Source organism: Enterobacter cloacae complex sp. 402C9, assembly GCF_050030745.1.
In the GTDB taxonomy this organism is placed as follows: domain Bacteria; phylum Pseudomonadota; class Gammaproteobacteria; order Enterobacterales; family Enterobacteriaceae; genus Enterobacter; species Enterobacter intestinihominis.
The window spans coordinates 3,710,928-3,735,981 of record NZ_JBLGUW010000001.1; the positions used below are offsets into that span (position 1 = coordinate 3,710,928).

18 protein-coding genes and 3 tRNA genes are annotated in these 25,054 nt (G+C 55.8%); 11 read left to right on the forward strand and 10 right to left on the reverse strand.

The genetic code is table 11. From position 1 onward, the window contains the following. The first annotated feature begins 40 nt into the window (after window positions 1-40). The 5 genes from queF to xni all read left to right on the forward strand — a co-directional run bounded on the left by queF (window position 41) and on the right by xni (window position 6,456). Window positions 41-883, forward strand: a complete 843-nt coding sequence (gene queF / locus ACQG1K_RS17630) for an NADPH-dependent 7-cyano-7-deazaguanine reductase QueF (RefSeq protein WP_023298501.1) — start codon at window positions 41-43, stop codon at window positions 881-883. A 116-nt stretch (window positions 884-999) separates the two neighbouring features. After that, the gene (ppnN, locus tag ACQG1K_RS17635) at window positions 1,000-2,364 is read left to right on the forward strand and encodes a nucleotide 5'-monophosphate nucleosidase PpnN (protein WP_023298502.1); all 1,365 of its coding nucleotides are present in this window, start codon (window positions 1,000-1,002) and stop codon (window positions 2,362-2,364) included. A 504-nt stretch (window positions 2,365-2,868) separates the two neighbouring features. After that, window positions 2,869-4,158, forward strand: coding sequence for an HAAAP family serine/threonine permease (locus ACQG1K_RS17640; RefSeq protein WP_022649218.1), 1,290 nt, complete (start codon window positions 2,869-2,871; stop codon window positions 4,156-4,158). A 62-nt stretch (window positions 4,159-4,220) separates the two neighbouring features. Continuing rightward, window positions 4,221-5,588, forward strand: coding sequence for an L-serine ammonia-lyase (locus ACQG1K_RS17645; protein WP_022649219.1), 1,368 nt, complete (start codon window positions 4,221-4,223; stop codon window positions 5,586-5,588). Window positions 5,589-5,700: 112 nt separating this feature from the next. Further along, on the forward strand, window positions 5,701-6,456 hold the full coding sequence (xni, locus tag ACQG1K_RS17650) for a flap endonuclease Xni (RefSeq protein ID WP_367075769.1): 756 nt from the start codon (window positions 5,701-5,703) through the stop codon (window positions 6,454-6,456). Window positions 6,457-6,513: 57 nt separating this feature from the next. Here xni and rlmM read toward each other — a convergent pair whose 3' ends face one another. The 4 genes from rlmM to ACQG1K_RS17670 form a co-directional block, all read right to left on the reverse strand. Continuing rightward, window positions 6,514-7,614: a 23S rRNA (cytidine(2498)-2'-O)-methyltransferase RlmM gene (rlmM, locus tag ACQG1K_RS17655; protein ID WP_022649221.1), complete on the reverse strand. Its 1,101-nt coding sequence runs from the start codon at window positions 7,612-7,614 to the stop codon at window positions 6,514-6,516. Beyond that, window positions 7,607-8,002: a DUF423 domain-containing protein gene (locus ACQG1K_RS17660; protein ID WP_003862756.1), complete on the reverse strand. Its 396-nt coding sequence runs from the start codon at window positions 8,000-8,002 to the stop codon at window positions 7,607-7,609. Before ACQG1K_RS17660 ends, rlmM begins: the two co-directional genes overlap by 8 nt. A gap of 39 nt (window positions 8,003-8,041) precedes the next feature. Continuing rightward, on the reverse strand, window positions 8,042-8,959 hold the full coding sequence (gcvA, locus tag ACQG1K_RS17665) for a glycine cleavage system transcriptional regulator GcvA (protein WP_022649222.1): 918 nt from the start codon (window positions 8,957-8,959) through the stop codon (window positions 8,042-8,044). A 350-nt stretch (window positions 8,960-9,309) separates the two neighbouring features. Continuing rightward, window positions 9,310-9,537: a YgdI/YgdR family lipoprotein gene (locus ACQG1K_RS17670; RefSeq protein WP_015571738.1), complete on the reverse strand. Its 228-nt coding sequence runs from the start codon at window positions 9,535-9,537 to the stop codon at window positions 9,310-9,312. Between the two features lie 192 nt (window positions 9,538-9,729). Here ACQG1K_RS17670 and csdA point away from each other — a divergent pair, with 192 nt between their 5' ends. Together csdA and csdE are read left to right on the forward strand one after the other, a co-directional pair. After that, window positions 9,730-10,935: a cysteine desulfurase CsdA gene (gene csdA, locus ACQG1K_RS17675; RefSeq protein WP_426720775.1), complete on the forward strand. Its 1,206-nt coding sequence runs from the start codon at window positions 9,730-9,732 to the stop codon at window positions 10,933-10,935. Next, window positions 10,935-11,381 (forward strand): cysteine desulfurase sulfur acceptor subunit CsdE, encoded by a 447-nt coding sequence (csdE, locus tag ACQG1K_RS17680; protein ID WP_023298505.1) that lies wholly within the window; start codon window positions 10,935-10,937, stop codon window positions 11,379-11,381. The genes csdA and csdE overlap by 1 nt, the downstream gene beginning before the upstream one ends. On the opposite strand, the gene tcdA is transcribed toward csdE, so the two are convergent. Together tcdA and mltA are read right to left on the reverse strand one after the other, a co-directional pair. Further along, window positions 11,372-12,178 carry a tRNA cyclic N6-threonylcarbamoyladenosine(37) synthase TcdA gene (gene tcdA, locus ACQG1K_RS17685; protein ID WP_006811804.1) on the reverse strand — a complete coding sequence of 269 codons (807 nt, stop codon included), beginning with the start codon at window positions 12,176-12,178 and terminating at the stop codon, window positions 11,372-11,374. The two genes, csdE and tcdA, sit on opposite strands and share 10 nt — an antisense overlap. 75 nt (window positions 12,179-12,253) lie before the next feature. Beyond that, window positions 12,254-13,351: a murein transglycosylase A gene (gene mltA, locus ACQG1K_RS17690; RefSeq protein ID WP_022649225.1), complete on the reverse strand. Its 1,098-nt coding sequence runs from the start codon at window positions 13,349-13,351 to the stop codon at window positions 12,254-12,256. A gap of 208 nt (window positions 13,352-13,559) precedes the next feature. Here mltA and ACQG1K_RS17695 point away from each other — a divergent pair. The 3 genes from ACQG1K_RS17695 (at window position 13,560) to ACQG1K_RS17705 (ending at window position 13,878) form a co-directional block, all read left to right on the forward strand. Continuing rightward, window positions 13,560-13,636: transfer RNA gene (locus tag ACQG1K_RS17695), tRNA-Met, on the forward strand. 44 nt (window positions 13,637-13,680) lie between these two features. Beyond that, window positions 13,681-13,757, forward strand: a tRNA-Met gene (locus ACQG1K_RS17700). 44 nt (window positions 13,758-13,801) lie between these two features. Next, window positions 13,802-13,878, forward strand: a tRNA-Met gene (locus ACQG1K_RS17705). Window positions 13,879-13,967: 89 nt separating this feature from the next. Here the strand turns inward: ACQG1K_RS17705 and amiC are convergent. Beyond that, a complete protein-coding gene (gene amiC, locus ACQG1K_RS17710) occupies window positions 13,968-15,221 on the reverse strand; it encodes an N-acetylmuramoyl-L-alanine amidase AmiC (RefSeq protein WP_367075773.1) in 1,254 nt (417 codons plus the stop codon). A 227-nt stretch (window positions 15,222-15,448) separates the two neighbouring features. Between amiC and argA the strand changes: the two genes are divergently transcribed. Continuing rightward, window positions 15,449-16,780, forward strand: coding sequence for an amino-acid N-acetyltransferase (gene argA / locus ACQG1K_RS17715; protein WP_022649227.1), 1,332 nt, complete (start codon window positions 15,449-15,451; stop codon window positions 16,778-16,780). A 33-nt stretch (window positions 16,781-16,813) separates the two neighbouring features. Here the strand turns inward: argA and recD are convergent, their stop codons facing one another. The 3 genes from recD to ptrA are packed head-to-tail and all read right to left on the reverse strand — an operon-like array spanning window position 16,814 to window position 25,052. Then, window positions 16,814-18,634: an exodeoxyribonuclease V subunit alpha gene (recD, locus tag ACQG1K_RS17720; protein WP_058646258.1), complete on the reverse strand. Its 1,821-nt coding sequence runs from the start codon at window positions 18,632-18,634 to the stop codon at window positions 16,814-16,816. Further along, complete coding sequence (gene recB / locus ACQG1K_RS17725) at window positions 18,631-22,173, reverse strand: exodeoxyribonuclease V subunit beta (protein ID WP_367075775.1); 3,543 nt, start codon at window positions 22,171-22,173, stop codon at window positions 18,631-18,633. Before recB ends, recD begins: the two co-directional genes overlap by 4 nt. Further along, complete coding sequence (gene ptrA, locus ACQG1K_RS17730) at window positions 22,170-25,052, reverse strand: pitrilysin (protein ID WP_126315146.1); 2,883 nt, start codon at window positions 25,050-25,052, stop codon at window positions 22,170-22,172. The genes recB and ptrA overlap by 4 nt, the downstream gene beginning before the upstream one ends. Window positions 25,053-25,054 lie beyond the last annotated feature (2 nt).

A 25,054-nucleotide genomic window follows, 5' to 3' on the forward strand; every position in this document is an offset into this window, starting at 1 on the left:
AACTCAGCCCCTAAGTGTACCTGTAAAGTGGCTATGAAACATGTCTTACGAAAATCATCAGGCGTTAACGGGCTTAACGCTGGGTAAATCGACCGATTACCGCGACACCTACGACGCAAGCCTGCTTCAGGGTGTGCCGCGCAGCCTGAACCGCGATCCGCTTGGCCTTCATGCCGACGCGCTGCCGTTCGTCGGCGGCGACATCTGGACGCTGTACGAACTCTCCTGGCTGAATGCGCGCGGTCTGCCGCAGGTGGCCGTGGGCCATGTCGAGCTGGATTACGCCAGCGTAAACCTGGTTGAATCCAAGAGCTTTAAGCTCTATCTCAACAGCTTTAACCAGACCAAATTTAACAGCTGGGACGAGGTACAACAGACGCTTGAACGTGATTTAAGCGCGTGCGCGCAGGGGAACGTAACCGTCTCGTTATACCGTCTGCATGAGCTGGAAGGTCAGCCCATCGCCCATTTCCACGGCACCTGCATCGACGATCAGGACATTGATGTGGAGAGCTACGAATTTAGCACCGACTATCTGGAAAACGCGGCGGGCGGAAAAGTGGTCGACGAAACGCTGGTCAGCCATCTGCTGAAATCCAACTGCCTTATCACCCATCAGCCGGACTGGGGCTCGGTACAGATCCAGTATCGCGGCCCGCAGATTGACCGGGAAAAGCTGCTTCGTTACCTGGTGTCATTCCGTCATCACAACGAATTCCACGAGCAGTGCGTGGAACGCATCTTCAATGACATACAGCGTTTCTGCCAGCCCGAAAAGCTGAGCGTTTATGCCCGCTATACCCGTCGCGGCGGCCTGGACATTAACCCATGGCGCACCAATACCGATTTTGTGCCTGCCACCGGACGGCTGGTGCGCCAGTAAGATAAATATTTTCACAATATGCGGGCGGTATTCCGCCCGAAGTGTTGTGAAACGTCATAAGCCAGGGCTATTGTAATCAACAGGGAAAGACGATAATCGTCCCATAAGGAGCTCACTTGATTACACATATTAGCCCGCTTGGCTCTATGGATATGTTGTCGCAACTGGAAGTGGACATGCTTAAACGCACCGCCAGTAGCGACCTGTATCAACTGTTTCGTAACTGTTCACTTGCTGTACTGAACTCCGGAAGCCTGACCGACAACAGTAAAGAGCTGCTGTCCCGCTTCGAAAGTTTTGATATCAATGTGCTGCGCCGCGAGCGCGGGGTGAAGCTGGAAGTGATCAACCCGCCGGAAGAGGCGTTTGTCGATGGGCGTATTATTCGCTCACTTCAGGCCAACCTTTTTGCCGTGCTGCGCGACATCCTGTTTGTTAACGGACAGATCAGCAACGCCGGTCGTTTCCAGCATCTCGATCTGGAAAGCTCCGTTCATATCACCAACCTGGTTTTCTCCATTCTGCGTAACGCCCGCGCCCTGCACGTTGGCGAAGCGCCGAACATGGTCGTCTGCTGGGGTGGTCACTCCATTAACGAAACCGAATACCTGTACGCCCGCCGCGTGGGTAATCAGCTCGGCCTGCGCGAGCTGAACATCTGTACCGGCTGCGGTCCTGGCGCGATGGAAGCGCCGATGAAAGGCGCGGCAGTAGGACACGCGCAGCAACGCTATAAAGAAGGCCGTTTTATCGGCATGACCGAGCCGTCGATCATCGCCGCTGAGCCGCCTAACCCGCTGGTTAACGAACTGATTATTATGCCGGATATCGAAAAACGTCTTGAGGCGTTTGTCCGTATCGCGCACGGCATTATCATCTTCCCGGGCGGCGTAGGTACGGCGGAAGAACTGCTTTATCTGCTCGGGATCCTGATGAACCCGGCCAACAAAAATCAGGTTCTGCCGCTGATCCTGACCGGCCCGAAAGAGAGCGCCGACTACTTCCGCGTGCTGGACGAGTTTATCGTGCATACGCTGGGGGAAGACGCGCGCCGTCACTACCGCATTATTATTGACGATGCCGCAGAAGTGGCCCGTCAGATGAAAAAAGCGATGCCGCTGGTGAAAGAGAACCGTCGTGATACCGGGGATGCCTACAGCTTTAACTGGTCCATCCGTATCGCACCGGATCTCCAGATCCCCTTCGAGCCGTCGCATGAGAACATGGCGAACCTCAAACTCTATCCGGATCAGCCGGTGGAAGTACTGGCAGCTGACCTGCGTCGCGCCTTCTCTGGCATCGTGGCGGGGAACGTGAAGGAGGTGGGGATCCGCGCGATTGAGGAGTTCGGGCCGTATAAAATCCACGGTGACCCGGAGATGATGCGCCGCATGGATGACATGCTGCAGGGCTTTGTGGCTCAGCACCGCATGAAACTTCCGGGTTCTGCCTATATTCCCTGTTACGAAATCATCAAATAAAGCGTCCTTTCCCTCCTCTCAAGCCGGATTGTCATCCGGCTTTTTTATTAGTGATGTAATTCATAGCGATCTTCAATGTTATTAACAAATCTGGCGCCCGCGCAAACGATTACCTCGTTTTTGAAACCGTAAATAATCAGCCTTAATCGAAAGTACCTGCCAGAAAAACCTAAAATCCTATTTCTTTACAGCGAAAGACACCTATCTCGCGGGTCAGCCTTTTCGAAAACATGTCGTTAATGGTAGCCTTCGCGCCCGTAAATCCTCTTTGATGTTTTTTTAACAGATAAATGGTCTAAATATGCCCACATCATAAGTGGATTATTGCATTTGGGATCGCGATCACTGATAGATTCATAACGAGAATGTATCTTTCCGCCCGCCAATAGTTACGGGCAAAAATTATTAAAAAACCGTCACTGAACGAATTTCATATTACCGTCAGGCACTTTTTCATCGGATTTGACTAAAAACCTGACAATTTGCTTCCTCCAGGAGATACAGATGGAAACCACTCAAACCAGCACCGTTGCTTCGATTGAATCCCGAAGCGGTTGGCGCAAAACGGATACCATGTGGATGCTTGGCCTGTACGGCACGGCAATCGGCGCTGGTGTACTGTTCCTTCCTATCAACGCAGGTGTCGGCGGTCTGATCCCGCTGATCATCATGGCCATCATCGCCTTTCCGATGACCTTCTTTGCACACCGCGGCCTGACCCGCTTCGTGCTGTCCGGTAAAAACCCGGGCGAAGACATTACTGAAGTCGTTGAAGAACACTTCGGCGTCGGCGCAGGTAAGCTGATTACCCTGCTCTACTTCTTCGCGATTTACCCGATTCTGCTGGTGTATAGCGTTGCTATCACCAACACCGTTGAAAGCTTCATGATGCACCAGCTGCAGATGACCCCGCCGCCGCGTGCGATCCTGTCCCTGATCCTGATCGTCGGTATGATGACCATCGTGCGCTTTGGCGAGCAGATGATTGTCAAAGCGATGAGCGTGCTGGTATTCCCGTTTGTTGCAGCCCTGATGGTGCTGGCGCTGTACCTGATCCCACAGTGGAACGGCGCTGCGCTGGAAACTCTGTCTCTGAGCAGCGCATCCGCAACCGGTAACGGCCTGCTACTGACCCTGTGGCTGGCGATCCCGGTAATGGTGTTCTCCTTCAACCACTCGCCAATCATCTCCTCCTTCGCGGTGGCGAAGCGTGAAGAGTACGGCAATGGCGCAGAGAAGAAGTGCTCCAGCATCCTGGCTCGCGCACACATCATGATGGTACTGACAGTTATGTTCTTCGTGTTCAGCTGCGTGCTGAGCCTTTCCCCGGCGGATCTGGCGGCGGCGAAAGAGCAGAACATCTCTATTCTGTCCTACCTGGCAAACCACTTTAACGCACCGCTGATTGCGTGGATGGCACCGATCATCGCGATTATCGCCATCACCAAATCCTTCCTGGGCCACTACCTGGGCGCACGTGAAGGCTTCAACGGTATGGTGATTAAATCTCTGCGCGGTAAAGGCAAGAGCATTGAAATCAACCGTCTGAACAAAATCACCGCGCTGTTCATGCTGGTGACCACCTGGGCGGTAGCCACCCTGAACCCAAGCATTCTGGGCATGATTGAAACCCTGGGCGGCCCGATTATCGCGATGATTCTGTTCCTGATGCCGATGTACGCGATTCAGAAAGTGCCAGCGATGCGTAAATACAGCGGCCATATCAGCAACGTGTTCGTTGTTGTGATGGGTCTGATTGCCATCTCCGCTATTTTCTACTCGCTGTTCAGCTAATACCTCCTGCGCCGTCTTCGGATGGCGCACTCCTCCCCTCTGACTGAAGCAATGGACGCATCATGATTAGCGTATTCGATATCTTCAAAATCGGTATTGGTCCTTCCAGCTCTCACACCGTCGGACCAATGAAAGCCGGTAAACAATTCACGGATGACTTGATTGCACGCGGCATTTTGCACGACATCACCCGCGTGGTTGTCGATGTATACGGTTCCCTTTCCCTGACCGGTAAAGGCCACCATACCGATATTGCCATTATCATGGGGCTGGCGGGTAACCTGCCGGATACCGTTGATATTGACTCCATTCCTGGCTTTATCCAGGACGTGAACACCCACGGTCGTTTGCTGCTGGCCAACGGCGAGCATGAGGTTGAATTCCCGGTTGACCACTGCATGAATTTCCATGCGGATAACCTGTCGCTGCACGAAAACGGCATGCGCATTACCGCGCTGGTCGGCGATAAAGCGGTTTACAGCCAGACGTATTACTCCATCGGCGGCGGGTTTATTGTCGACGAAGACCATTTTGGTCAAACCAACGGCTCCGCCGTTGAGGTGCCGTACCCGTACAAAAACGCGGCCGATTTACAGCGTCACTGCCAGGAGACAGGCCTTTCTCTCTCCGGCCTGATGATGAAAAACGAGCTGGCCCTGCACAGCAAAGAGGAGCTGGAACAGCACTTCGCAAACGTCTGGGAAGTGATGCGCAGCGGCATTGAGCGCGGGATCACCACCGAAGGCGTGCTGCCGGGGAAACTGCGTGTTCCACGTCGTGCGGCTGCGCTGCGCCGCATGCTGGTCAGCACCGACAAAACCACCACCGACCCGATGGCCGTTGTCGACTGGATCAACATGTTCGCGCTGGCGGTGAACGAAGAGAACGCCGCGGGTGGCCGCGTCGTCACCGCGCCAACCAACGGGGCGTGCGGCATTGTTCCGGCGGTCCTGGCGTATTACGACAAATTTATCCGTGAAGTGAATGCAAACTCACTCGCGCGGTATATGCTGGTCGCCAGTGCGATTGGCTCACTGTACAAGATGAACGCCTCGATTTCCGGCGCGGAAGTGGGCTGTCAGGGTGAAGTGGGCGTAGCCTGCTCTATGGCGGCGGCGGGTCTGGCCGAACTGCTGGGCGCAAGTCCTGCGCAGGTTTGTATTGCGGCGGAAATCGGCATGGAACATAACCTGGGGCTGACCTGCGATCCGGTCGGCGGACAGGTCCAGGTGCCATGCATCGAGCGTAACGCCATCGCCTCTGTGAAAGCGGTGAACGCGGCCCGTATGGCGCTGCGCCGCACCAGTGAACCGCGCGTGTGTCTCGACAAGGTTATCGAAACCATGTACGAAACCGGTAAAGATATGAACGCCAAATACCGCGAAACCTCCCGCGGTGGCCTGGCGATGAAGATCGTTACCTGCGATTAAGCCTCTCAGGAAGCCTCGTTTTGCGAGGCTTCTTCCTGTTTTCCCCACCGTTCATAGTTTCATGCTGCGCTCAGTGTTACCCTTCCCCCATTAGACAGAAGGGAGATTATCTGTGGCCGTTCATTTGCTTATCGTCGATGCACTTAACCTGATTCGCCGTATTCACGCGGTACAGGGCCCCCCCTGCAAGGACACCTGTTTACACGCGCTGGAGCAGCTCATTCGCCATAGCGAACCCACCCACGCTGTTGCCGTATTCGACGATGAAGCACGCAATACCGGCTGGCGGCACCAGCGCCTGCCGGACTACAAAGCCGGGCGTGCGCCGATGCCGGACGATCTGCACGCCGAAATGCCCGTTATACGCACGGCCTTTGAACAGCGCGGCGTTCCGTGCTGGGGCGCACACGGTAATGAGGCTGACGATTTAGCCGCAACGCTGGCGGTTAAAGTCGCGAGCGCCGGGCATCAGGCGACTATCGTTTCAACCGACAAAGGCTACTGCCAGCTGCTCTCTCCAACGGTCCGCATCCGCGACTACTTCCAGAAACGCTGGCTGGACGCGCCATTTATTGCCAGCGAGTTTGGCGTATCGCCTGAGCAATTGCCGGATTACTGGGGGCTGGCGGGGATCAGCAGCTCCAGAGTGCCGGGTGTCGCCGGTATTGGACCCAAAAGTGCCGCACAGCTGCTGACGGAGTTTCAGAATCTGGAAGGGATTTACGCAAGGCTTGAGGAAGTGCCGGAAAAATGGCGCAAGAAGCTGGAGGCGAATAAAGAGATGGCGTTTATCTGCCGGGAAATCGCAACGCTACAGACGGATTTACAGCTGGACGGGAATTTACAGCAGTTAAGGTTAGAACGTTAAAACAACTACACGATTTTGTAGGCCCGGTAAGCGCAGCGCCACCGGGCGTTACAAACGTTATCGCTCGTCGCGACGCCCACCCACGGCCGCCCACCAGCGACGGATATGCACCGTCACTTCTTCACGGTCGTGATACAGCTGACGCGCCTGGATTTCCGCGTTAATCCCGTGTTCGTCCAGTTGCTGCTGAATATAAGCCAGGTTCTGCGACACCTCTTCGTAACGCTTTTTCATCGGCAGCTTGAGGTTGAAAATCGTCTCACGACACCAGCCGTTCACCAGCCAGGAGGCCATCAGCGCCGCGACTTTCGCCGGTTTTTCTACCATGTCGCACACCATCCAGGAGATGTTGTTACGGGTAGGACGGTAGCGGAAACCATCTTCACGCAGCCATGTAACCTGCCCGGTGTCCATCAGGCTTTGCGCCATCGGGCCGTTATCCACAGACGAAACCCACATGTTGCGTTTCACCAGCTGATAGGTCCAGCCGCCGGGGCACGCGCCAAGATCGACGGCATACATGCCGTTTGCCAGACGTTCGTCCCACTCGTCCGCCGGGATAAAGACGTGGAACGCCTCTTCCAGCTTCAGGGTTGAACGGCTCGGCGCGTCTGACGGGAAGCGCAGACGCGGGATCCCCATAAAGAACGGCGAGTTATTGGTGGTATACGAGTAGCCGGTGTAGCAACATCCTGGCGCAATAAAGAAGATATGCACGACTGGACGCTTTGGCGTTTCGTAGTTTGTCAGCACTCCCGCATCACGCAGTGCCGCGCGGAGCGGCACGGTAAACTTACGGCAGAACTTCATCAGCTCTTTGCTTTCATTGGTGTCAGCCACTTCCACGCGCAAATCGCCGCCCTTCTCCACCACGCCCTGCAACAGGCCAACAATCGGCGTGATGCGATCTTCCGGCGGAAGATCTTTCAGCAGTTCGCCCGCGACAAACATCTGACGGGCGAAAATCAGCGAGCTGAACGGCAGTTCGCGCGCCAGCTTGTCGGCATCATCAGGCTGATAGCATTCAAATACCACATAGCCCGCGTTCTCTTTGACGCGAGCGAATCCGAAGACTTCACGCTTCGCCGCTTTATCGGTGATTTCCGCGGCGCACTCTTTCTCAAACCCCGGGCGACAATATAAAACAACCTTATTCATGAACAACGCCCTTGCGTTTCAGACGGATAGCTCCGATAAACATTAAAACCCAACCCGCCAGGAAGCTGACGCCGCCGACAGGTGTAACAAACGCCCACAGGCGTAAATGCGACAGCGCCAGACAGTAGAGACTGCCGCTGAACAGTACGGTACCCAGCGCCAGAAAGACGCTGCTCCAGTAAAACCAAATGCTGATACGGCGCTGCATCGCCACCGCCAGCCCAAAAATTGCCAGCGTGTGGAACGCCTGATATTCAAGGCCGGTCTGGATCCAGCCCATCTCCACAACGCCCAAAGACTTGCTTAAGACATGCGCGCCAAACGCGCCCAGAGCTACAAAAATAAAGCCACTCACCGCGGCGAAAATCAGCATGAATCGGCTGGTCATATTTAAGTCCTGAATTAATGCGTGCCCGGCACACAAACGTTATTGTTCATACCTGAAGCGGAATTTTTCTTGCTCGCTTGCCGCTTTCGCCAGTATCCACTGCCGGAAAGCGGCTATTTTACCCAGTTCTGCCTGACTGTCATGACAAACCAGATAAAATGCATTCTTGCTGACCAGTACATCGTTAAATGGGCAAACCAGACGGCCTGCCTCAATTTCGGACTGCGCCATGACGTTATTCGCTAATGCCACGCCCTGCCCGTGAATGGCAGCCTGTAACACCATCGCGCTGTGGCTAAAAATGGGCCCCTGCTGCACGTTTATATGATTAAGACCTAACTGGCGGGTATAAGTTTGCCAGTCGCGACGCGACGCATCGTGCAAAAGCGTGTGTTGCGCCAGATCGGCGGGCGTTTTGAGCGCTTTCTCCCCCGTCAGCAGCAGTGGTGAACAGACCGGCAGCAGATATTCTGCGTATAATTTTTCAACACGCAAGCCCGGCCAGTTACCGCGACCGTAAAAAATCGCCACATCCACATCGTCTGCAAGCTTGTCTTCCTGACGGTCCACCGCCTGGATTCGGACATCGATTCCCGGATAAGTTGAGTTAAAGCTTGAGAGTCGCGGCACCAGCCACTGAATGGCAAAACTGGGCAATAAACTCACAGTCAGGGCGCCTTTTGCGCTCCGTGCCTGAAGCTTACGGGTGGCTTCCGTCAGCTGGGAGAAAATCTCTTTAATATCCTGAAAATAGCTCTGCCCTTCTTCGGTCAACAGCAACGAACGGTTTCGGCGACGGAACAGCTTAAGCCCCAGAAAATCCTCCAGAGACTTGATTTGATGACTTACTGCGGCCTGTGTCACAAAAAGCTCATCGGCTGCGCGGGTGAAGCTGAGGTGGCGTGCTGCTGCATCAAAAACACGTAATGCATTTAGGGGTGGCAATCGCTTGGACATGGTTATCTGGCTTAGATGTTAACGAGATTTAACATATAGGAAACAACGTTTAACCTATTAGTTTTTTTTATCTGAGCCATTATAATTTGTCCGTTGAGGAACTACCAGCAAATACCTATAGTGGCGGCACTTCCTGAGCCGGAACGAAAAGCTTTTTTTGGAATGCGTGTTCTGAAGGGCTTTTGGCTTACGGTTGTGATGTTGTGTTGTTGTGTTTGCAATTGGTCTGCGATTCAGACCACGGTAGCAACGCTACCAATTTTTCACTTCCTGTACATTTACCCTGTCTGTCCATAGTGATTAATGTAGCACCGCCAACTTGCGGTGCTTTTTTTTCGCTTATCTAACTGTTAATGCTCGATTTCCTTCATCTCTTTCACGTCACTGCGATTGATCTGCTGTTTGTTCCCGTTAGCATCTTTATATGAAATCATCCCGGTATCATTATCGGTTGTCGGTTTCCCTTCAGAGACGATAGATCGACCATCGTTGGTATGCATTACGTAGTTATTTCCAGAACATGCGCTCAGGGCAAAGGTCAACGCACAGGCAGAAATGATTGCAGCTGTCTTTTTCATGATTATTCTCCTTTAGCAATTAATGCTATTCAAACCTCGATTTATAACAGGCTAAAACATCCGCCTAACACTATTTAGCATAACCTGCTTTTTCAGACTCGCCAGGATAAGCAGACAAATCTGATAGATATCAACTTCCTTGCCCTGTCGATGAATTTGCGCGACGATCGTAGAATCGATATGAGGAATTCCATGAACGCTTTCAGTCCTGCGCATTTTCGCGCACAGTTTCCTGCGCTGGCCGATGCCGGCATTTATCTTGATAGCGCCGCCACGGCCCTTAAGCCGCAGGCGGTGATTGAGGCGACCCGCCAGTTTTACAGCCTGAGCGCCGGGAACGTGCACCGCAGCCAGTATGCCGACGCGCAGCGCTTAACGGCGCAATACGAAGCCGCACGGGATCAGGTCGCGCGCCTGATCAATGCTGACAGCGGTAAGAACATCGTCTGGACGCGGGGCACTACCGAGGCCATTAACATGGTGGCGCAATGTTACGCGCGTCCGCTGTTGCAGCCCGGGGATGAGATCATCGTCAGCGAGGCGGAACACCACGCCAACCTGGTGCCCTGGCTGATGGTGGCCGAACAAACCGGGGCACGGGTAGTAAAACTCCCGTTGGGTACAGACTTCCTGCCTGACGTGGCGCGTCTGCCTGAGCTGATTACGCCGCGCAGCCGTATTCTGGCGCTGGGGCAGATGTCCAACGTCACCGGCGGCTGTCCGGATCTGGCGCGCGCCATTGAGATTGCCCATGCCAGCGGCGTGGTGGTAATGGTCGACGGTGCGCAGGGTGTGGTGCATTTTCCGGCTGACGTTCAGGTGCTGGATATCGACTTCTACGCCTTCTCAGGGCATAAATTGTACGGGCCAACCGGTATCGGCGCGCTGTACGGCAAACCTGAACTGCTGGCCCGGATAACGCCGTGGCTCGGCGGCGGCAAGATGATTACCGAAGTCACCTTCGACGGTTTCAAAACGCAGGAAGTGCCTTACCGCCTGGAAGCCGGTACGCCGAACGTGGCAGGGGTTATCGGTCTGAGCGCAGCGCTCGAATTTCTCGCAGATACGGACGTGGCTCAGGCTGAAAGCTGGAGCCGGGGCCTGGCGACGCTGGCAGAAGAAGAGCTTAAGAAACGCCCCGGGTTTCGCTCGTTCCGCGTCCAGGACTCCAGCCTGCTCGCCTTTGATTTTGCGGGCGTACACCATAGCGACATGGTGACGCTGCTTGCCGGATACGGCATTGCCCTGCGCGCAGGACAGCACTGCGCCCAGCCGCTGCTGGCGGCCATGGGGGTGAGCGGTACCCTGCGCGCCTCGTTTGCACCGTACAACACAAAAAGTGACGTCGACGCGCTGGTTTCCGCCGTCGACCGCGCCCTGGAATTACTGGTGGATTAATGACAAGTTCAGCCTTAGCCGGGCATCCGTTCGGCACCGTTATCACTGAAGAGACGTTAAAACAGACCTTCGTCCCGCTCACGCAGTGGGAAGATAAATATCGTCAGCTGATCCTGCTGGGCAAACAGTTGCCCACGCTGTCAGACGAACTGAAATCACAGGCGAAGGAGATAGCTGGCTGCGAGAACCGCGTCTGGCTTGGGTTTAGCATATCCGGTGAGAAACTGCATTTCTTCGGCGACAGCGAGGGACGCATTGTTCGCGGTCTGCTGGCGGTGCTGTTGACCGCAATCGAAGGGAAAAGCGCCGCAGAGCTGCTGGTGCATTCTCCGCTGGCGCTGTTTGATGAGCTGGGACTTCGCACGCAGCTTAGCGCCTCGCGCGGTCAGGGACTGATTGCGCTAAACGACGCGGTGCTGGATGCCGCCCGTCAGGCTCAGGCCTGACGTTCCGCCTTCGCCATCATCTTCTTCAGGGCGTGAGAGACCGCCACAAAGCCGAAGGAGGCGGTCACCATGGTGGCCGCTCCAAACCCTGAGGCACAATCCATCCGCTTTGGCCCTTCCGCTGTGCTTTTCATTGCACAGACCGAACCATCCGCCTGCGGATAAACCAGCGCTTCTGTCGAGAACACACAGTCCACGCCCAGCTTGCCTTTACTGTTCTTCACCACGTTGAAGTCGCTTTTTAAGCGCTCGCGCAGCTTAGCGGCCAGTGGATCCTGAATGGTTTTCGCCAGATCTGCCACCTGGATCTGCGTCGGATCAATTTGTCCACCCGCGCCGCCCGTTGTCACCAGCGGCACCTTGTAACGACGACAGTAAGCGATCAGCGCCGCTTTTGGCCGCACGCTGTCGATGGCGTCAATCACATAGCTGTAGCCTTTGCTCATGTACTCCGCGACGTTATCTGCCGTCACAAAGTCGTCAATCACCGTTACGCGGCACTCCGGGTTGATGAGACGAATACGCTCCGCCATCACCTCGGACTTCGCCAGACCGACGTTATCACGCAGGGCGTGGATCTGACGGTTAGTGTTAGTGACGCAGACGTCATCCATATCAATCAACGTAATTGCGCCAATGCCGGTTCTCGCCAGCGCTTCTGCCGCCCACGAACCCACGCCACCAATGCCCACCACGCAGACATGCGCATCCGCGAACAGTTGCAGGGCTTTTTCACCGTATAACCGTGCCGTGCCGCCGAAACGCTGGCGCCAGGCATCGCTGATTACCACAGACATAAAACCTCAGATGTAAAAAGGGTGAGGTATTCCTCACCCTGAACCGTAATCCGTCTTGCGCTCAGAATACCACACTCAGCCGCTAAATACGTTCCCGGTACCCGGCGCTGTCTTCAGCACCCACACGCGCCCGTAGTGGTTATACCAGCCTGCACGGTGGCCGGCATCCGGGCCGATGCCCTGATAAATGTCGAAGTGCTGGCCTTTAATCGCCCCGCCCACGTCCAGCGCCACCATCAGGCGTAATTCATACTTGCCGTTGAATTTGCCGTTGTTGTCGAGGAGAGGGACTTCCGCCAGCAGCGTGGTACCCGCCGGGATAATCGAACGATCCGATGCCACAGAAGCGCGGCCAATCAGCGGGACGGCGCTCGCCCCTTTCACCGGCGCAAAGTTCTGCGGTTTGAAGAAGACAAACGATGGATTCTGCTCAAGCAGTTCACGCACTTCCGCTTCGCTGTGTTTTTCGCCCCACTCGCGGATCGCCTGCATCGACATATCTTCTCGTTTCACTTCACCACGGTCGATGAGCACCTTACCGATGCTGCGATAGGCATGGCCGTTTTTCCCGGCATAGCTAAAGAAGTTCAGCGGCGAGCCGTCGCCAAAATCAATATAGCCGCTGCCCTGCACGTCCATGATGAAGTTATCCATCAGCGAGTTGCTGTAGGCCAGCACGTAATTTTCGCTAAGCGCACCGGCATAGATTTCAGCGCGGGACGGGAGACGACCGCGTTTTGGCGGCATGCGGTAAATCGGATACTGGAATTCGCCCTGACGCGTGTGTCGTGCCTGGACAACCGGGGTGTAGTAGCCGGTAAACTGAACGTTACCGTAGTTATCCGCCCCTTCCATCTGCCACGCGTCAATACCAAACTGGCGCATATTGCGCGTATCACCGCCAGCACGCAGCCAGTCCTGCACTGCACTATAAACGTTGTTCTGTGAGCCATACAGGCGCGGCGACGCTTTGCGGATCTGGTACACCTGCTCGGAGAAATCCCCGGCATTGATTGGAGCACCCACGGCATCTGGCTGGTTAACTAAAGAGAAAGGCTGGGATAACTTCCCGTCTTTATACTGTTGACCGCGATCGGTCGGTTTGGAAGAGCAGGCCGCAAGAATCGCTACCATTGCGCCTGTCATCAGATACTTCACCCAACGTCCTTTCATTATATCTCGTCTTTTAGTTGCCCAATTCCGCGTGATGAAGATAACAAACCCACCGTGGTAATGAAATGCGATCGCCTTCCCTTTGGCAAATTCTGGACAAAAAATAGTCCAAAGTGGCTATTCCCGTTCATTTTGCATACAAAATAATGAATTATGCGAAAAAGGGGTTGCATCACAAACCTATCCGAGTATAGTGCGCTTCCACGGACGCGGGGTGGAGCAGCCTGGTAGCTCGTCGGGCTCATAACCCGAAGGTCGTCGGTTCAAATCCGGCCCCCGCAACCAATTAAAATTTGATGAAGTATCTTCTACGACTGTAGAAAGACGGACGCGGGGTGGAGCAGCCTGGTAGCTCGTCGGGCTCATAACCCGAAGGTCGTCGGTTCAAATCCGGCCCCCGCAACCAATCAAATTTGAAGAAGTAAGTTTCTACAAGTGTAGAAAGACGGACGCGGGGTGGAGCAGCCTGGTAGCTCGTCGGGCTCATAACCCGAAGGTCGTCGGTTCAAATCCGGCCCCCGCAACCAACACTTCTTAAAACAATAAACACCCTTAAGGGTGTTTTTTTGTATCTGCCGTTTGTGAAAGTGCCGGGCGAGATACCCGGCGTAATACCCTATCCCCGCCGCGCCAGCGTTTCCCCGTCTGAGAAATAGGCCCGAATACCCGCCAGAATCGACTCCGCCACTTCCTGCTGGAATTTAGCCGTCTTGAGCTTACGTTCCTCTTCCACGTTACTGATAAACGCCGTTTCGACCAGAATGGACGGAATATCCGGCGCTTTCAGGACCGCAAATCCGGCCTGCTCGACGCTGTTTTTGTGCAGCTTGTTGACCCGGCCCAGCTTGCCCAGTACCGCTTTACCAAACTTCAGGCTGTCGGTTATGGTCAGCGACTGCACCATATCAAACAGCGTATGGTCGACGTAACGATCCCCGCTTTTGCTCACGCCACCGATTAAATCCGAGGCGTTCTGCGTGTCCGCCAGGTATCTCGCGGCGGTACTGGTCGCCCCTTTCGTTGACAGGGCAAACACCGACGATCCGCTCGGCTGGCGGCTGGTGAAGGCATCCGCATGAATAGAGACAAACAGATCCGCGCGCTGCTTCTGCGCTTTCGCCACGCGGACCTTCAGCGGGATAAAGACATCTTCGTTGCGCGTCATGTAGGCGCGCATATTGCCCTCTTTGTCGATTAACGCCTTCAGACGACGGGCAATTTGCAGCACCACATCTTTTTCGCGGGTGTGATATTTCCCAACGGCGCCGGAATCTTCTCCGCCGTGGCCTGGATCGAGCATGATCACAATCGGACGATCGCGCCCCGCCCTGCCCGGCTTAGGACCACTTTGCGCAGGTGGGACCTGCCGCTGGAGATCGCCTTTGTTGTAATCTTCAAGTAACGCCAGGAGCGGATCCTGAATATCCGTTGCATTCGCCGGATAGAGATCCATTACCAGGCGCTCCTTAAAGGCGGCAACAGGCGCAAGGGCAAAGAGCTGCGGTTTCACGTTCTGCTTCAGCTCAAACACCATGCGCACGGTTTGCGGATCGAACTGCCCGACACGCGCCGATTTGATAAAAGGATCGTCGCCACGGATCTGCGCCGCCATGCCTTTAAGCACGGAGTTGAGATTCACACCTTCGAGATCAACCACCACACGTTCAGGATTGCTGAGGGCAAATTGTTTGTATTTCAGCACGCGGTTGGACTCGACCGTCACGCGCGTATAGGTCGACGACGGCCAGACGCGCACCGCGACTACCTGGCTTGTGGCGGCAAGACCCACCTGGCTGACGCTAAGCAACCACATCGCCCCGGCCCCTTTTAACAGGCGGCGGCGGCTTATTGCTGAATTGGATCCCGACATGCTTCTCCCGAGCAAGAAATCTGATTGATGAACAAAACGCCCAAATTGACCGAAAACTTTAACGAATGACGCATAAACTGTCATCTATAAAAGGGTAAACAATCATACGTTAACGCACGGATTACTTATTATTTTCTGTGTGTCGCAGAAAATTTTGGCTTGCACACGCGGCCACAATCGAATAAAAATACACAAATAACGAATAAACATTCATTAAGGGTTGTATCATGGTTAAGGAACGCAGAACCGAACTGGTCCAGGGATTCCGCCATTCTGTTCCCTATATCAACACCCATCGGGGGAAAACCTTTGTCATCATGCTTGGCGGCGAAGCCATTGAGCATGAGAACTTTTCCAGTATCGTCAATGATATCGGCCTGCTGCACAGCCTCGGCATCCGTCTGGTGGTGGTGTATGGCGCACGTCCGCAAATCGAAGCCAACCTGGCCGCCCATCACCATGAGCCGATCTACCACAAACATACCCGCGTGACGGATGCGAAAACCCTCGAACTGGTCAAACAGGCGGCGGGTCTGTTGCAGCTCGATATCACCGCCCGCCTGTCGATGAGCCTGAGTAATACGCCGCTGCAGGGCGCGCACATCAACGTGGTGAGCGGCAACTTTATCATCGCTCAGCCGCTCGGCGTGGACGATGGCGTGGATTACTGCCACAGCGGCCGCATCCGGCGCATTGATGAAGAAGCCATTCACCGCCAGTTAGACAATGGCGCGATCGTCCTGATGGGACCCGTTGCCGTTTCCGTAACGGGTGAAAGTTTTAATCTGACCTCGGAAGAGATTGCCACCCAGCTGGCCATCAAGCTGAAAGCGGAAAAAATGATCGGCTTTTGCTCCTCACAGGGTGTCGTGAACGATGAGGGCGTGATTGTGCCAGAACTTTTTCCGAATGAAGCCCAGGCGCGCGTCGAAGCGCTGGAAGCACAAGGCGATTACTATTCCGGTACCGTGCGTTTTCTGCGCGGCGCCGTCAAAGCGTGCCGCAGCGGGGTACGCCGCAGCCACCTGATCAGCTATCAGGAAGACGGCGCGCTGTTGCAGGAACTGTTCTCCCGGGACGGGATCGGTACGCAGATCGTAATGGAGAGCGCCGAGCAGATCCGCCGTGCCACCATCAATGACATCGGCGGCATTCTGGAGCTGATCCGTCCGCTGGAACAACAGGGCATTCTGGTTCGCCGCTCCCGCGAGCAGCTGGAGATGGAGATCGACAAGTTCACCATCATCCAGCGAGATAACCTGACCATTGCCTGTGCGGCGCTTTATCCGTTCCCGGAAGAGCAGATTGGCGAAATGGCGTGCGTTGCCGTGCACCCGGATTACCGTAGCTCCTCGCGGGGGGAACTGCTGCTTGAACGCGTGGCGGCACAGGCGCGCCAGATGGGTCTGAGCAAGCTGTTCGTGCTCACCACGCGCAGCATTCACTGGTTCCAGGAGCGCGGCTTCACGCCGGTGGATATTGATTCTCTGCCGGAAAGTAAGAAAGAGATGTACAACTACCAGCGCCGCTCGAAGGTGTTAATGGCGGACCTGGGATAACAATCACCCTCTCCTGTCGGAGAGGGTGATTACTCAGACAGATTCAAAAATCGCGCTTAATCCGCTTCTGCGCTCGGTGCGAGTGGCAATCGCCTGACCCAGCACGCGCTCATCCGCATACAGCGACAGACGCTGGCGCGCACGGGTAACGGCGGTGTAGACCAACTCACGGGTTACGACCGGCGAAAGCTGTGTCGGCAGGATCAGCGCCGCATGGTTGAACTCTGAGCCCTGAGACTTGTGTACCGTCATCGCCCATGCCGTTTCATGCTCTGGCAGACGGCTGGGCTGGACGGACTTCACGCTGCCGTCCGGTAGCTGGAACCAGACGCGCAAACCGTTACCGCGATCGAGCGCAATACCGATATCCCCGTTGAACAGCCCCAGCGTACTGTCGTTGCGGGAGATCATCACTGGCCGGCCTTCATACCATCGCGAATGCTGCTGACGGTTAATTTTGCGTTTCTGCACGAGCAGCTGCTCCAGCCTGTCGTTCAGGCCCGCAACGCCGAACGGCCCTTCCCGCAATGCGCACAGAAGCTGGTATTCGCCAAATGCGGCAATGACCTGCCCGGGCTGACTGCGCTGCTGCACGCAGCTCAGAAAACGCTGGTATCCATGGAGAGCCTCCTCAAGCATAGCCTGATACTCTTCCCCGCTTTGCAGCGATTTCTTTTCAATGTCAGTGAAAGAGCCGTCAAACACCGTGCGCGTGGCATGCCGATCGCCACGGTTGACCGCCGCAGCCAGCTGGCCGATGCCGGAGTCGCTACCGAAACGGTAGCTTTTTTGCAGCAGGCACAGGCTGTCACGCAGTGCGCCTGCGACCGGCGAGTGATCGGGTTCAAGCGAGCAGCCGGTCAGGCGGGCAAGCTCCTGCGCCCGCGCGGCGGTATAACCGTAGCTGGCGTAGGTACAGATATCCCCCAGTACCGCCCCGGCTTCCACGGAGGCGAGCTGGTCGCGATCGCCCAGGAAAACCACGCGCGCATGCGGCGGCAGAGCATCGATCAGGCGCGACATCATGGTCAGGTCAATCATGGAGGCTTCATCCACCACCAGCACGTCCAGATGCAGCGGATTACCCGCATGGTAGCGCAGCCGCTGGCTACCCGGCTGCGCGCCGAGCAGACGGTGCAGGGTACTCGCTTCACCCGGGAAAAGCGCAAGCTGCTCCTGAGTGAGCGGCAGCTGTTGCATCGCACCGCCCAGTGATTCGGTCAGTCGCGCCGCTGCTTTCCCGGTGGGTGCCGCCAGACGAATACGACATCGCTGCTCGCCTGATAGCTGGATCAGGGCTGCCAGCAGCTTTGCGACGGTCGTGGTTTTCCCGGTGCCCGGGCCACCTGAAATCACCGAAATCCGCCGCGTCAGGGCGACGGCCGCCGCCACTTTCTGCCAGTCTGTAGGCTCACCGGAGTCAAACAGCCTGTCCAGTGTCTGGCGAAGCTGCGCTTCGTCGCAGGGAAGCGGCGCGTTGGTCTCACTAAAGAAACGCGCTACCGTCAGTTCGTTTCGCCACAGACGGTTCAGATATAAGCGCTCCCCCGTCAGGATCAGCGGCGCCTGGTTTTCTCCCGGCCCGACGGCCGACGATTCGCGCAAAATTTTCTGCCAGTCCACCCTCTCCCCCAGCAGCGCAAAGCAGGACTGGAGGACAGGCGGCATTTTCTCGTCAACAACCAGACGCGAGAGCGGCAGACACACATGCCCCTCTCCGGCGTCTTTACTCAATAGGGCAGCGGCAAGCATCACGGCGGGCTGGTCAGCGGCAATCATCATGGCAAACTGCACATCCAGCTGACGCAGCACGCGTTGCTCTACCGCTTCCAGCAATAAGTCCTGCATCGTCATGCCATCTCCTCCGTGTTTGCTGCAAACAGGTTATCCATTTTATTAATCAATTCCGCATCCGGACGGGTGCTGAAGATCCCGGAGCGCGGATCGGCAGCGTCGACCCCGCGCAAGAAGAGGTAGATGACGCCACCAAAATGATCGTCGTAGCGGTAATCCGCAATACGGTGGCGCAAATAGCGGTGCAGCGCTAGCGTGTAGAGCTGATATTGCAGATCGTAGCGATGCATTTGCATGGCTGCCGCCATCGCCTGCTGGGTATAGGCTTCGCTGTTCTCGCCCAGCCAGTTCGATTTGTAATCCAGCAGGTAGTACCGTCCTTCGTGACGGAAGACCAGGTCGATAAAACCTTTCAGCATGCCCTGCACTTGACGGAAGTTCAGCGGCGGGCAACCGGCTGAGAGCGGATCGTACTGACGGATAAGCGCATCGAGCGCGTCGGCCTTAAGCGGGCCTGCTACAGGCAGATAAAACTCCATCTCAACCTGCTTATTTCTGGCCGTTAGCTGACGAAGAGCGAAGCCCTGCTCAGTCAGCGGTGCCTGCAAAATGGCGTTGATCCAGTCAGTGAGAACGGGCTGCCAGTGCGCGTCATAGCCCCCGCTCTGTAGCATCTTCAGCACCCACTCCTCACTGACAGGCTGAGTAAAATCAAGCTCTTCAAAGAGGCTGTGCAAAAAGGTGCCCGGCGACGCGCCGCGTGGGAACTGATGCGGAGTTAACGTCGGTTCAACCGGAATATCACCCACCCCTGCGGCATCCACGTCCAGCTTCGGCATGAGATCCAGCGCAATACTTTGCCCGTGCTGTTGCAGGCCAGAATAGCTGGTGACGCGCCAGTCGTCGGCAAGCACCCGCGTGATCTGGCGCGCATTAAGGTCGGTCGCGGGCTCTTGCGCCATTTGCCAGCGGCTATTGTCTGGCAGAGACGGGATATGCAGCGCGATATCGTCACCGCAGAGCGACTCAATGCAGAGGCGCAACCCCGCCGCATCTTTCGGCTCGCCACGCTGAATAAGCCGCCCTAACGCGCTTAAATGGAAATCGCTTTCCCCTGTTTTCTCCCCGCGACGGCGGAAAACCGGGGCGACGCCCAGGCTGCAATGCCAGACAGAACGGGTCAGCGCCACGTAAAGCAGGCGCAAATCCTCCGCCAGACGCTCCGCTTCTGCCAGTTCAACGCTGGTCTCCGCCTTGCTGAGATCGAGCACCGCATCGAAAGTCTCGCGGTCATGGTAAAAGGCCTGATCCTGAACCCGGTAGTTCGCGATGAAAGGCAGCCAGACCAGCGGATATTCGAGACCTTTGGATTTGTGAATGGTGACGATTTGCACCAGATGCTTATCGCTCTCAAGACGCATCTGCTGGCTTGAAGAGTTACTGTTTGGATCCGCGATTTGCTGCGCCAGCCAGCGCACAAGGGCATGTTCACTTTCAAGCTGGGTACCCGCTTCCTGTAACAGTTCGCTGATGTGTAAAATATCGGTCAGACGCCTTTCACCGCCGGATGTCGCCAGCATATTTTCGGCAATCTGACGCCGTGTCATCAGCTCGCGCAGCATCGCCATGACGCCGCGCTTTTGCCAGCGTTCACGGTAATGGACAAACTCTTCTACCACCGCATCCCATGCGTTTTCGTCATGGTTGAGTTCATCAATATCCCGTGCGTTCAACCCCAGCATAGAACTGGCCAGCGCGCTTCGAAGCGTATTTTCGCGCTCCGGCGCCAGCACCGCCTGAAGCAACCAGAGCATTTCCTGGGCTTCCAGCGTGTCGAACACGCTGTCGCGGTTAGAGAGATACACTGACGGAATATCCAGCAACGTTAGCGCATCGCGGATTAACGCCGCTTCCTGACGACTGCGCACCAGCACGGTAATATCAGAGGCCTTTACAGGATATGCCTGTTCCCCCTTCCACAGTAGTGCCTCGCCGCGCGCGCCTGCGCTTAGCCAGTCACGGATTTGCGCGGCGCAGTGCTGGGCCATCGCCGCCTGATAATCGGCAACGCCATAGCCTTCCCCCTCAAGCAGCCAGAAGGTCATGGCGGGTTGTACCGCACCGCTGACTTCGAAGCGCAGGGATGCGTTTTTTGGGGCGGATTTCACCGGCAGGAAAGGGATTTCATTGAACATAAACGCCGTCTCCATACGGCTGAACAGCGCATTGACGCTCTCAACCATCCCCGGAGCGGAGCGCCAGTTGGTATCTAACGTGTAATGCGCGACCACCTCACTACGGGCTTTCATATAGGTGAAGATATCTGCCCCACGGAAGGCGTAAATGGCCTGTTTAGGGTCGCCTATCAGCAGCAGGGCAGTGTCGGGCTGCTGTCGCCAGATGCGGCGAAAAATGCGGTACTGCTGGGGGTCGGTGTCCTGAAATTCGTCAATCATCGCCACCGGAAAACGGGTACGGATCGCGCTGGCGAGCGCTTCACCATTCTCGCTGGACAGGGCTTCGTCCAGGCGGCTCAGCATGTCATCAAACCCCAGCTCGCCCCGGCGACGTTTTTCGCGCGCGACTGCCTGGCGGATCTCCGTCATGGCGCGGGTGATCATCAGGTCATTGAGCGTTAATGGCTCCGCAAGCAACGCTTCAATCGCCACAAACAGGGGATGCTCAGGCACAATACCGTCGGCTTTGGTTCGCTCGGTCAAAAAGCGCTGCGAAAATTTTTCCAGTGCGTCCGGAAGCTGGTAACCCCGCGTCTCCTCCTGGGCCCAGGCGCTGATCTTTTCGATCCACTTCCCCTGGTTCCCACGGTTGAACTTGCGTCTGTCGATGCCTGAGTTTTCGATGATTGCATCAATTTCACCAACCGACTCATTCCACTTCTGCTTAAGCGCGGTAATTTTGGCGACGATCTTTTCATGGCGCGAGGCCAGCGTTTCATCGGCAGGCGGAGGAGATTTAATGACCGGCGCTTCGCCTTGCAGGTAACGGTCGATGGCGCGAAGAAGCTCTTCCGGACCTTTCCACAGGGCGTGAACCGCTTCAGCAATGTCGCGCTGCAACGGATAACAGTGACGACGCCAGAAATCCGCACAGGCCTGATAGCGAAGCTCGGATTCATCTTCAATAAGCTGCTGCTCAAAGAGCATGCCGGATTCAAACGCATTCAGGCTCAGCATGCGCTGACAAAAACCGTGAATGGTGAAGACGGACGCTTCATCCATTTGCCGTTCGGCCAGCAGCAGCCATTGCGCAGCCTGTTGCTTATCCGCAATCTCGTCCAGCAGGCACGCGTAGAGGGGGTTATCCGTCGTCTGACGCAGACAGGCGATGCGCAGCTCATGAATGTTGCTGCGAATACGGCCACGCAGCTCGGCAGTGGCCGCTTCGGTGAAGGTTACCACCAGCAGCTCTTCCACGCTTAACGGGCGCGAAAAAGCGGCGTTGCCGCCGAGCCCCAACAGCAGACGCAGATAGAGCGCGGCGATGGTATAGGTTTTTCCCGTTCCCGCTGAGGCTTCAATCAGTCGCTCACCCTGTAGAGGTAAACTTAGGGGATCAAGCGGCTCAGCGGTATGGGTCATTCTTTCTTACTCCAGGGCATAGTTTGTTGCAGCGCGCTGACGCTCTTCCAGACGGTCCACTCTTTTGATTTTACGTAGTCCGTTTTCCCGTTCTGGCTGCCAGAAACCTGAGACAGGATGGCCATACCCTGCGGTTTAACTACCGCCTGATGGAAGAAATCGGCAACTTTTTGTGGCGTCAGCTGTTTTATTTCGGCCACTATTTTATCACGCGAATCAAATTTCATATTACCGCGATCAAAATCTTTGCTCAGCTGCGAGGCCTCTTCACCCAGCGTCTGCGGCGGTTGCATCACCTGGGCGATAACCGCCTGCTGGATCTGGGCAAACTCTTCCGGCTTCATGGCGCGCAGTTTTGCTTCCGCCTGCGGGAAGAATGCCTGATAACGTTGCCACAGGTAAGCAGGTTGTTTGTCGCTGCTTTGCAGAAGGAAGCCCAACCCCCACTGACGGCCCACATTCATCGAGAAAGCGAATACCGCATAACCCAGCTGCTCTTCGGTGCGCAGCTGGTTGTAAAACCACGGCTGAATAATTTGACCGAGCACCGCACTCTGGGCAGAGCTGGTAAATTCGTCATATCCGACAGGGACAAACACCGCGGCCAGCGCGGAATCCGTGCTGCTTCCCGCTTTTTCGAAGATCGCATTCTGCTTTTTCTCTACCAGCACATCCTGGTTACGGCACCACTCATCGCCTTTTGAACCCAGTTGCGCACGCACGTTTTGTGCCAGCGTTTTAGCCTGATCTTCGCTCATGTTCCCTACAACCAGGAACTCCGGACGAGTATTGGTTTTCAGCGAATCACGGTAAGCCAGCACCTCTTTTAAGGTGACTGAGGGCAATAACGCGCGGCGATCTTCGCGCTGGAAATAAGGAATTTGGGACAACATCTGTGCTGGCATAATCGCCTGATCGTAGGCTTTACCCTTCTCGGCAGAATCCATCATCTGGGCATACCAGGACTTAGCCTGCTCGAGCTGTTCTTCCGTAGGCGTATAGCTGAAATAACCGTCCAGCAGCGCCTGGAACAGCTGCGGCAAACGCTGGGTATAGCCGTTGGCATTCACCATCAGACCGTTATTGGCATTGGTGGAGAAACTGATACCGCCAACGGCAGCCTGGTTGCTGAGCTGATCGAGGGCAATACCGGCCAGATAATCGTTAAGCGCAAACAGCACCTGGTTTCTGGCGCTGTCCATTGCTTTAGGATTACGCAGCACTACGCTGACATCCGCTTTTGGCTCGTCGCCGAAATAGCGGCTTGGGGTGTAGACCACGCGCAGCGTCGGCTCATCAACAATCAGCTCCGGATGCGGATAGGCCTTTGCGGGTTTGATCAGCGAGAAATCGTCCGGGATGTAGGGGTTAAGCTCCGGTAACTTCAGCGCAATTTCCCCCGCCTTTTTCTGCCAGCCCGCGAAGGTCTGTTCGCTGATTTTTTCAACCTGATACGGGGCATCAACGAAGTAGGCCATTTTGTTATGCGGTTCGTTCGGGCTGATATACCAGACGCGGGCATTCTGCGGAGTCATCATCGCCAGACGCGCTTTGAGCGCCCCGGCGTCATACTGATCGGCAATATTTACCGCATCCAGCGTATGTTCCACCGGCACGCGGATCATGGTATCTGCCAGCCACTCGACGTAGTCCATATCACGCGTAATAGAGGGATAGCGGAAATCGAGATCCAGCACGTGCGCCAGCTCGTCGAAGTAGCGTTTATCGACGCCTTTGTCGCGCAGCAGAGAGAGATAACTGAAAATGGCCGCAACGACGTCGTCACGGTGAGCCAGCCCTTTATCGGTCAGCGTCGCGGAGATGGCCAGCACGCCGCTATTCCCGTTTACGACGGGATCGGAGTCAGCGCGAATACCTTCCACCAGCCCCTGCTTTTGCAGCCAGTCGGAGAGCGTACCCGGGCTGCGGTTACCGATAAGATAAGTCACCAGCTCGTCGGTTTTGCTGCGGAACTGCGCCGTGTTGTTATCAATACGGAATTCAACGCGTAACACCTTGCGCGGCAAGGCCGGCACATAGTGAATAACAATGCCTTTTTGCGCGTCCGTGACAACCGGCACGTTAATCTGCGGCAGATCGATATTTTTATTTGGCACCCTGCCATAGGTCTGCGCAGCCATTTTTGCCAGCGTCGGCAACGGTTTATTGCTGTAGATAACCGCTTTCATCAGATTGGCGGAATAGTATTTTTCACGAAACGCATGCAGCGCATCGAGCACCGGGCTACCCGGCTTGTCGCTCAGCGTTTCAAGGTTGCCGCCTGAGAAGCGCGAACCCGGGTGCGCCGGATTGATGGTTTCAGCGCTAACCTGCGCCATGCGCATACCGTCTCGCGTGCGCGCCATCGTAAGTTCGGCGTTTACGGCGTTGCGTTCCCGGTCAGCATATTTTTTATCCAGCAGCGGTGCGGCGATGGCATCCGCCAGACGGTCCACCGCCCCGTCAAGCGCATCATTTTCCACTTCCAGGTAAAACGCGGTACGATACGGCGCAGTGCTGGCGTTGTGGCTGCCGCCATGCATTTTCAGAAATTCGGACAGGCTGTCAGGCTGTGGGTATTTTTTAGACCCCATCAGCGTCATGTGCTCAAGGTAGTGCGCCAGTCCCGGATGGGCGTCAGGATCTTCCAGCGATCCGACCGGCACAACCAGTGCGGAGAGCGATTTAACCGCCTGAGGATCGGAAACCAGCAGCACGGTCATCCCGTTATCAAGACGAATCGCCTGATACTGACGGGTGTCCTTATCGCTCTTACGGATTGTTTCCTGGACAGGTTGCCAACCGGAATCGGCCTGAGTGACGGGAGCCCAAAGGGCGATAAACAAAACAAATGCTTTGAACAAGGTGCTGCCTGGCATTA

Coding starts and splice junctions, on each gene's coding strand:
- queF (WP_023298501.1), top strand. CDS start 41: ATGTCTTACGAAAATCATCAGGCGTTAACGGGCTTAACGCTGGGTAAA.
- ACQG1K_RS17640 (WP_022649218.1), top strand. CDS start 2,869: ATGGAAACCACTCAAACCAGCACCGTTGCTTCGATTGAATCCCGAAGC.
- ACQG1K_RS17645 (WP_022649219.1), top strand. CDS start 4,221: ATGATTAGCGTATTCGATATCTTCAAAATCGGTATTGGTCCTTCCAGC.
- rlmM (WP_022649221.1), bottom strand. CDS start 7,614: ATGAATAAGGTTGTTTTATATTGTCGCCCGGGGTTTGAGAAAGAGTGC.
- ACQG1K_RS17660 (WP_003862756.1), bottom strand. CDS start 8,002: ATGACCAGCCGATTCATGCTGATTTTCGCCGCGGTGAGTGGCTTTATT.
- gcvA (WP_022649222.1), bottom strand. CDS start 8,959: ATGTCCAAGCGATTGCCACCCCTAAATGCATTACGTGTTTTTGATGCA.
- ACQG1K_RS17670 (WP_015571738.1), bottom strand. CDS start 9,537: ATGAAAAAGACAGCTGCAATCATTTCTGCCTGTGCGTTGACCTTTGCC.
- csdA (WP_426720775.1), top strand. CDS start 9,730: ATGAACGCTTTCAGTCCTGCGCATTTTCGCGCACAGTTTCCTGCGCTG.
- csdE (WP_023298505.1), top strand. CDS start 10,935: ATGACAAGTTCAGCCTTAGCCGGGCATCCGTTCGGCACCGTTATCACT.
- tcdA (WP_006811804.1), bottom strand. CDS start 12,178: ATGTCTGTGGTAATCAGCGATGCCTGGCGCCAGCGTTTCGGCGGCACG.
- mltA (WP_022649225.1), bottom strand. CDS start 13,351: ATGAAAGGACGTTGGGTGAAGTATCTGATGACAGGCGCAATGGTAGCG.
- amiC (WP_367075773.1), bottom strand. CDS start 15,221: ATGTCGGGATCCAATTCAGCAATAAGCCGCCGCCGCCTGTTAAAAGGG.
- argA (WP_022649227.1), top strand. CDS start 15,449: ATGGTTAAGGAACGCAGAACCGAACTGGTCCAGGGATTCCGCCATTCT.
- recD (WP_058646258.1), bottom strand. CDS start 18,634: ATGACGATGCAGGACTTATTGCTGGAAGCGGTAGAGCAACGCGTGCTG.
- recB (WP_367075775.1), bottom strand. CDS start 22,173: ATGACCCATACCGCTGAGCCGCTTGATCCCCTAAGTTTACCTCTACAG.
- ptrA (WP_126315146.1), bottom strand. CDS start 25,052: ATGCCAGGCAGCACCTTGTTCAAAGCATTTGTTTTGTTTATCGCCCTT.